Annotated in this window: 9 protein-coding genes; 1 reads left to right on the forward strand and 8 read right to left on the reverse strand. The window is 63.4% G+C overall.

Annotation, left to right across the window (positions count from 1 at the left end; translation table 11 throughout):
- Nucleotides 1-345: 345 nt before the first annotated feature.
- From CJ301_RS18105 to CJ301_RS18140, 8 genes are all read right to left on the reverse strand, one after another.
- Nucleotides 346-1,032, reverse strand: coding sequence for an FtsX-like permease family protein (locus CJ301_RS18105; RefSeq protein WP_254050206.1), 687 nt, complete (start codon nt 1,030-1,032; stop codon nt 346-348).
- 55 nt (nt 1,033-1,087) lie between these two features.
- Nucleotides 1,088-2,686: an IS66 family transposase gene (gene tnpC / locus CJ301_RS18110; protein WP_110522091.1), complete on the reverse strand. Its 1,599-nt coding sequence runs from the start codon at nt 2,684-2,686 to the stop codon at nt 1,088-1,090.
- Nucleotides 2,687-2,748: 62 nt separating this feature from the next.
- Nucleotides 2,749-3,096, reverse strand: a complete 348-nt coding sequence (gene tnpB / locus CJ301_RS18115) for an IS66 family insertion sequence element accessory protein TnpB (protein ID WP_099278745.1) — start codon at nt 3,094-3,096, stop codon at nt 2,749-2,751.
- The gene (gene tnpA, locus CJ301_RS18120) at nt 3,093-3,467 is read right to left on the reverse strand and encodes an IS66-like element accessory protein TnpA (RefSeq protein ID WP_099278746.1); all 375 of its coding nucleotides are present in this window, start codon (nt 3,465-3,467) and stop codon (nt 3,093-3,095) included. The genes tnpB and tnpA overlap by 4 nt, the downstream gene beginning before the upstream one ends.
- Before the next feature lie 54 nt (nt 3,468-3,521).
- A complete protein-coding gene (locus tag CJ301_RS18125) occupies nt 3,522-4,169 on the reverse strand; it encodes a hypothetical protein (RefSeq protein WP_099278747.1) in 648 nt (215 codons plus the stop codon).
- Nucleotides 4,170-4,173: 4 nt separating this feature from the next.
- Nucleotides 4,174-4,860: an ABC transporter ATP-binding protein gene (locus CJ301_RS18130; protein WP_099278748.1), complete on the reverse strand. Its 687-nt coding sequence runs from the start codon at nt 4,858-4,860 to the stop codon at nt 4,174-4,176.
- Nucleotides 4,853-5,278, reverse strand: coding sequence for a hypothetical protein (locus tag CJ301_RS18135; protein ID WP_099278749.1), 426 nt, complete (start codon nt 5,276-5,278; stop codon nt 4,853-4,855). The genes CJ301_RS18130 and CJ301_RS18135 overlap by 8 nt, the downstream gene beginning before the upstream one ends.
- A gap of 108 nt (nt 5,279-5,386) precedes the next feature.
- Nucleotides 5,387-6,886 (reverse strand): alkaline phosphatase, encoded by a 1,500-nt coding sequence (locus tag CJ301_RS18140; protein WP_173812392.1) that lies wholly within the window; start codon nt 6,884-6,886, stop codon nt 5,387-5,389.
- Between the two features lie 172 nt (nt 6,887-7,058).
- Between CJ301_RS18140 and CJ301_RS18145 the strand changes: the two genes are divergently transcribed.
- Complete coding sequence (locus CJ301_RS18145) at nt 7,059-7,265, forward strand: hypothetical protein (protein ID WP_099278751.1); 207 nt, start codon at nt 7,059-7,061, stop codon at nt 7,263-7,265.
- Nucleotides 7,266-7,693: the final 428 nt, after the last annotated feature.

The following is a 7,693-nucleotide window of genomic DNA, read 5'->3' on the forward strand; positions in this document are numbered from 1 at the left end:
GATCCAGACCGATCGTGGTAACTTCCGACATGACCGTCCTCCAATGTGGATTGTTGCAAACCCACCTTGGCACACCGATGCCGTCGGGGGGCGGTCACATCATCAACGTCCTCGTGCTCCCATCATTCGTTCTGGCAGCTGGTCTCGCCCCACTTTGGAGAACCCCTCAGCCGCCGTTGACAGGTGCGGCCATTGATGCGTTCCGCAGCATCCGATGAAGAGGGCTCGAAGCTGCCCTTTGCCGCGAGTTGTATGAACGTCTACTCTAAGATTCTGGCCAAGTTGCACGCGCAAATACGCCACCTAACACTATCGAAAGGACGCCAAATAGCGGTGACGGTCACTTCAGGCGCGCAGGCCGTCGATCACCGGCTGACGTAGCGCCGCGGCGGCAGGTAGCAGCGCAGCGAGGCTGGCGAGGCTGATGAAGGCGGCAACAAGATAGATCTCGCTCCAGCCTATTGAGGCTACGACGGAGATGTTGGTCTGGGCGGTAATGAGGCGTGACAGCCCCGCAGCCGCGCCGTAGCCGACGCCGAGTCCCAGCGCGGCGCCCGCCAGCAATAGCGTCGTGCCGTAGCACCAGACCACGGCGAAGATGAAGCGCATTGGCGCTCCCAATGCTCTCAGCACCGCCATCTGCCGCCGGATCAGCCGCGACAGGATGAACAGCCCCAAGAGCACACTGGCGGCAACCAGTGCCTGCGATACCAGCGCCAAGATCGACATGGCCTGACGCACATCGCCCATGATCGCGTAGAGCTGTGCCAGAACGGTCCCCGGGAAAAAGGCCATCATGCCCGGATCAGCGTTGAATTCGCTGCGAAGCCCATAGGTTGCCGCAAGGCTTTCGGCGCGGACCATGATTGCCGGAGTGCCGGGGAAGTAGTCGAGATCGAACGGGGGGCCGAGCCGATCGGCGTTCGCGGTCGAATGGCCGTCGGCCAAGCCATGCACGCCCCAGACCGTCTCGACCGGCACGAGGATGGCGTGGTCCCAAGGCGTGCCGGAGCGCGGCAGGCGGCCAACCACCTCGAAGTGCTCTTCGCCATGCGCGCCTTCGTAACCGCCCGATTGAGACCGCGGCTTAGGCGTCGGGCGCCCATCTCCACGGGAGCAATTCGCCGAGCCGATTGATCTTGTGATCTTGGATGCGCTCGAGCACGTCGGCGAGCCAAGCCTGCGGGTCCAGCCCATTCATCTTCGCGGTCTCGATGAGTGTCATGGCGCGAGCAAGGGTTTCTCCGCCGCTATCCGAACCAGCAAAGAGCCAGTTCTTCCTTCCAATGCCGATCGGGCGCATGGCGCGCTCGGCTGGGTTGTTGTCGATGCCGATGCGTCCGTCCTCGAGAAACAGCTCGAAGGACGGCCAGCGGGACAGCCCGTAACGGAACGCCTTGGCGAGGTCGCCCTTGCCGGGAATACGAAGCAGCTGTGTTTCGGCCCACGCCTTGAAGGCATCGACCATGGGTTTGGAATGCCGCTGCCGCGCGGCCTTGCGCATCTCGGCGGACTGGCCGGCGATCTCTCGCTCGACGTCGTAAACCTTCCCGATCCGGTCGAGTGCCTCCCGCGCGATCTCGGACTTCGTGGTCTCCCAGACGTCGTGGAAGTCGCGTCGCAGGTGCGCCCAACAGGCGGCCTCGCGGAACTGGCTGCTGCCGTCCGCGCGTCGCTCGTAGAGCTGGCCGAAGCCCGCATAGGCATCCGCTTGAAGAATGCCAGCACTACCTTGGAGGTGCCGCCGGGGATGCTCGCCTTTCCGGTCCGGTGAGAAGCGGTAGACCACGCCGGGCGGAGCCGCGCCGGCCCAGGGTCTCTGGTCCGAGACATAGGCCCAGATCCGTCCCTGCTTGACCCCCTTGCCCAAGCCCCGGTCGCGGCGGGACCGGTCGAGGACGCGGATCGGCGTGTCGTCGGCGTGCAAGATCGGCGCGGCCATGACCTCGGCCTCAATCCGGTCGATGATCGGCTCGAGCACTTTCATGGCTCGGCCGCACCAGTCCAGCAGCGTGCTGTCGGGCACGTCCGCACCCATGCGGGCGTAGATCTCGTTCAGGCGATAGAGCGGCAGGTGGTCATCGAACTTGGAGACCAGAACATGCGCCAGCAGCCCCGGCCCCGCCATGCTGCCGGGGATCGGACGGCTCGGGGCGGCAGGCTGCACCATCTTCTCGCACCGGCGGCAGGATTTCTTCAGCCGCGCGATCTGGATCACCTTCATCTGCGCCGCGACCATATCGAGCAACTCGCTCACATCCTCGCCGACCACGCGGAGGTCGCCGCCGCAATCGGGACAGCAGGTGCCGGGGTCGAGCTCGCGACGTTCGCGGGGAGTGGCGTCGGACACCCGTGGCCTGCGACGGGGGCGCAGTTCAGCGGTCCCGGGATCAGCGGCCAGAGGTTCCTCGTCCTCTTCGTCGGCCGGCTCGCTGCGCTGCTCGGCGGCCGCGACCAGCAGGTCTTCCAGCGCGAGCTCGAGCTGGGCGATCTCTCGTTCGATCTTTTCCGAGGACTTGCCGAAAGCCTGCTTCTGGAGCCTGGCGATCCGCAAGCGCAGGGCTTGGACCAGCTGCTCATGGGCCTGAAGCGTGGCCGACATGCGCGCATTCTCCGCCTGAAGCGCGGCTATCATTGCCTTCAGGACGGCAGGGTCATCGGAGAGAATGTCGGCGTCTTCGGACATGCCGACAGATACCATGCGGCATTCGGAATGGCCAATGAAACAAGGGCTTTGAGCAGGACAAACTACCCGACGCGGGCCGGCGGCGCACCCCAGTCCGGACGCCGCCAATCGATGCCTTCCCACAGCATCGCCAGCTGCGCGGAGGTGAGCCGGGCAGCACCACCCTCGGCACCAGGCCAAGGAAAGCGGCCGCGTTCGAGCACCTTGTAGTAGAGGCAGAAACCTTGGCCATCCCAGTAGAGCAGCTTCAGACGATCGCCCCGGCGCCCTCGGAACGCGAAGACCGCGCCGCTTGCGGGCTTCTGGTGCAGGACATCCTGTGCGATCGCGGAGAGACCGGCGATGCCCTTCCTCATGTCGGTGGCGCCGCAGGCCAGATAGACCCGCACCCCCGTTCCGGGCCCGATCATGCCGCCTCCACGGCCCGGATCAACCGGGTCAGCGCGTCACCATCCATGCTGCTGTCGAACCTCAGGCACCGCCCGTTGCTCAGCCGCAGTTCGATCAGGACCGGCCGCGAGGGGGCGGATACGGGTGCGCAGGCAGGTTCCGGGGTCGCATCGAAGTCTACCGGAAGGAAGACAGTTCCGCGATCCGGCGACCATAGCCCTTTCTTCTTCAGATCCCGACGCCACCCATAGATCTGCGACCGGGTAAGCTCGTGGCGCTGCGCGACCTGCGTCACCGTCGCACCGCCAAAGCCGACCTCCGAGAGGATCTCGAGCTTCTCGTCATCGCTCCATCGACGGCGCCGCTCAACGCCCAGAACTTCGCCCAGCATGGCCCCTCCAGATAAGACACGTCGTTAACGACGCCGTTATGCACGTGTCTTAGATCAGAGAGCCCCAGTCAGGCAGGCGGTCTCAATCGGGCGGTTACCGCCTTCCTCGGCCTCCGCACCGACGCCATGTGCGGGTTCGAGTTCCGCGCCGATCGCGATTCCGGTTGCGGCTCCAACCAGAGCCTCACCACGCGCTTGCCACAGCCGACCCTCGATGTGACCGTCGCTCAAGTGGTTGGCGAAATCGGCTGTGGTCCCAATGACGGGCGCATCGCCGACGCTGTCGCCGAAGGCGATGGGCGCGGCGAAATCAACGCCGGGGTGCGAGGCCACCGCGTGAAACCGCGCGCCGTCGAGCAGGCTTACGTCGCTTGGTTCGAGGAACACACTGGCCAGCAACATGGTGATCTCGTTGCCCGGCGCCGCGACCACGAGGTCGAACTTGTCGGCGGCGCGCGCTGAGCCCTGTCGTAGGGCGCGCTCCTGTGCAACGAGGCCGATCCCCGTGCCGACCGAGACAGCAATCAGCAGGCCGAACAGCAGCGATGTGCCGCGAAAGCGCCAGAGCATCGCGCGCACCAATGGCCACGGGGCAAATCCGCGCAAGATGACGAACGCGAGAACGGCAATTGGCAGCAGCAGCGCAAGAAACATCAAGCTGTCCTGCGCCATGGCAGGCAGCCCATTCCAGAGGTCGTTCATCAGATCAGATCTCCGTCAACTGGCCATCGCTTAGCGTGATGACCCGGTCCATCCGCTCCAGCAGGGCGGGATCATGGCTCACTGTGACAAGGGTGCGGCCCGCCGTATCGGCATGGGCGACCAGATCGTCGGCCAGTGCGTCGGCGGCCTCACGGTGCAGGTTTGCGGTCGGTTCGTCGGCGAGCAGGATCTGCGCACCCCCTGCCAGCGCGCGTGCCACCGCAACTCGCTGGCGCTCGCCACCTGACAGGCTCGAAGTAGCGCGGTCACCCGCGTTGATGCCGAGGCGCGCGAGCAGAGCATTGCCCTCGTCGCGGATTGCCGATCGTTCCGCCTTGGGTCGAAACAGCGCGATGACGGATGCGTTGGCCGCCGCGTCGAGCTCGTCGAACAGTAGAAAGTCCTGGAATACGATACCCATGCTGCGGTTTCGAAACCGTGCACGCTCGCGAGAATTGAGCGTCGACAAATCGACCCCGGTCCAGGTAACCTGGCCCTCGATCCGATCAACCAGCCCTGCCATGGCAAAAAGCAGCGTCGATTTGCCGGCACCCGAAGGGCCCGTGATCCCGATTTTTGCGCCTGGCGCGATCTCCAAGTGCGGCACCGACAAAAGGAGGCGACCGCGGTTGCCCCGCACCATGAGCTTGCGGATCGCCAGCCCAAAGCCGGCACATGAGCCATCAGCCATAAGTGGCGTCCATCAGGCGGACTCGACTGAAGAAACCGGTCTCGGGGTCCTTGTAGTCACCGAGTTGGAGCACACCGCGTGTCTCAATTCCGACATTGAACGGGATCACGTCGACGATACGCTTGGTGTAGACCGCGAGGATGTCGTCGGGCCAGTCGGCCGAGCTCTCGCAGAATGGACAGGTGGCCATCGGACGCTTGGTTAGAACGAAGAACTTCGCTTCGGCCTTGAGTGGCGGCGCCATGAACCCCTCGAAACTGGCGCGCTTGCCCTCGAGCGACAGGGCCAGATCGGTCATCGACTGATCCTTGTTGTAAAGATCACGCAGCTTGATCGGCGCGGTCTGGGCGCGCAGCAGCCCGGGTGCGGCGAGCGTACCGAGGCCGGTCAGGAGAATGGTACGGCGATTGAGGCGCATGGGGTCTTCCCGTTGTTCAAACCGGTCATGCCAGTGCATTTCACCGGGACATGACGCGAATGGCAAGGGCCGCGGCATCGCCGCGGCCCCTCGTTAACGCCTGCGAGATCACTCGGCGGTGACGGCGTGGTTCATCACGTGAAAGATCACGTTCTGCTCGATGGTGCCGTCGAAGAGATGCGCGAACGGGCCCTTGGCGTAGACCGCGACATCCTCACCCGAGTGAGTCTCGGAGCTCATGGGGATCAGCGCCTGCTGAAGATAGTCCATGTCGGTGGCTTCCTCGTTGGTCAACTCGGGGCGCGAACCACTGTAGTCGTTGGATCCGTCCTGCTTCTTGAGGACCGAACCGGCGCCGTTGAGGTAGCCGATCACGGTATAAGGCTTGCCGTCATCTGCGAGGTTTGGCTCGTCGGAGTGCTTCACACCCTCATTGTCGATGTCGTAGCAGACGCCGAGGATGGGGTTGCCGCGGCCACAATAGCCGTTGAAGGCGATGGCATGCTCGTGGTCGGCCGTGACGATGATCAGCGTGTCCTCGTCATCGGTCATCTCGTCCGCCATGGCCACGGCCTCGGCAAAAGCGACGCCGTCGACCATTGTGCGATAGGCGTTGCCGTCATGATTGGCATGGTCGATCCGGCCGGCTTCGATTTCGAGGTAGAAGCCGTTTTCGTTGTTCTGAAGAGACTCGATCGCGAGCTTGGTCATTTCGGCCAAGCTCGGCTCGTCGGTCTCGGCGCGATCGGCCTCGTATTTCATGTGGCTGTCCTCGAACAGCGCCAGGATCGGTGCTGAGCCGTCAAGGGACAGGCCCTGCGCGGTTTCGGTGTTCCAAGCATACTGGGCGCCGAGGCCCTGCGCACGCTCCACCAGATTGGTGCCGTCGACACGGGCGCCGGTGCCGCCTTCCTCTGTGGCCACGGCTTCGGGCAAGAAGTGCCGCCGACCACCGCCCATGGCAACGTCGATGATGCCGGATTCCATGGCGTCGATCAGTTGGGTGGCAATGTCGCGCGAGCCTTCGCAGCCCTCGGGCACGGCGTCCTCCCAGTTGCGATAGGCGGTCTTGGCGTAGACGCCAGCCGGGGTGGCGTGGGTCAGCCGGGCGGTGGACACGATACCGACCGACTTGTCCATTTCGGTTACGATTTCGGCGAACGTGGTCAGCTCGTTGCCGGCCTCGGTGGTGCAGTCCTCGGTGACCGCGTTCTCGCTGAGGTTGATAAGGTTGAAGCGCTGCTTCACGCCCGTGTTCATCGCGCCCGCGGTCGGGGCAGAGTCGGGGGTCTGGGCGTTGATGTTGTAGGTCTTGACCAGCGCGAGGTTCGGGAAGGCTTCGTAGGGCAGGACATTCTCTTCGCCCAGTAGGCCTTTTTGCTGACCATCAAACAGGCGGGTGGCATAGTTGGTACCGACGCCGTTGCCGTCAGCGACGAGCAGAATGACGTTCTTGGCGCGCTTGACGATCGGCTGCTGGGCCAGTTTTTCCTCGATGGTCGCCTGGCCGTCGGTGAACCACTGGCTCTCGGCCTGCGGAAGATCCTGGGCCGAAACGGCGCCGGCGGTCATCAGCGCGATCATCGAAATGGAGAGGGTCGATTTTATCATTCTGTCCCGTTCGCTTTTGAGGGCGCTCATGGCCCATATTCTGCTGAACCGCGAAGTATAGGGATTCCGTGACAGGTGAATGACAGCAGAGGCTGCTCGCTTGGTGCCCCCAAGCTCTTCGTTTCAACACTGGTCGAGCCCAATCGCGCAGGTATGGAGGTTACCGCGCGTGCTGTATGGGTCGCTGGTTTGGAACCGCGGAAAGCAACTCGCTGACCATCAGTACCCTATCAAGGCCACCGAAGTTTTGAGCTACCAAGCTGAGGATGGGCGGTCCAGTTTGGCGATCTTCGACACCAATACGCCGCCGTTCTTCAACCCGCTGGAGCGCGATGATTTTCACGACGGCAGGCACTTGCAGCACCGTATCTTATGATCGAGCACGAAGGGCTCCATCATCGCGTGTGGCCGCCTTGAAGTGCAGATCCATGCGAATTCGGCCGGCCTCGTCTGGGGCATGGTAAGGCGCGACTTCCACAGCATTGGCGTCGGCCGGTTGCTTAGGCTCAGAAAGGCACAGGAACTCCCCGAGGTTGTATAAGAGGTCGTCGACACCAGCCAGCACACGAAGAGCTTCTATGAGAAACTGGGTTCACGACAGTGAACATCACAGCTGACGGCTATGAACCCGGCCTCGACCGCTATGACATGATGTTGCGAAGATTAAATTGGCCAGCCACCGGCTGGGAGCCGTTTAGACGCGCCCCGCTTTGTATGGTGGATAATGAGGTTGTATTTCACTCAAGGGACCACATTGCTCCAACTTGATGGGGCCAAATCAAACGCCGTGGTAGTGAGCATCGG

The organism is Limimaricola cinnabarinus, from assembly GCF_002723615.1.
GTDB lineage: Bacteria > Pseudomonadota > Alphaproteobacteria > Rhodobacterales > Rhodobacteraceae > Limimaricola > Limimaricola cinnabarinus_B.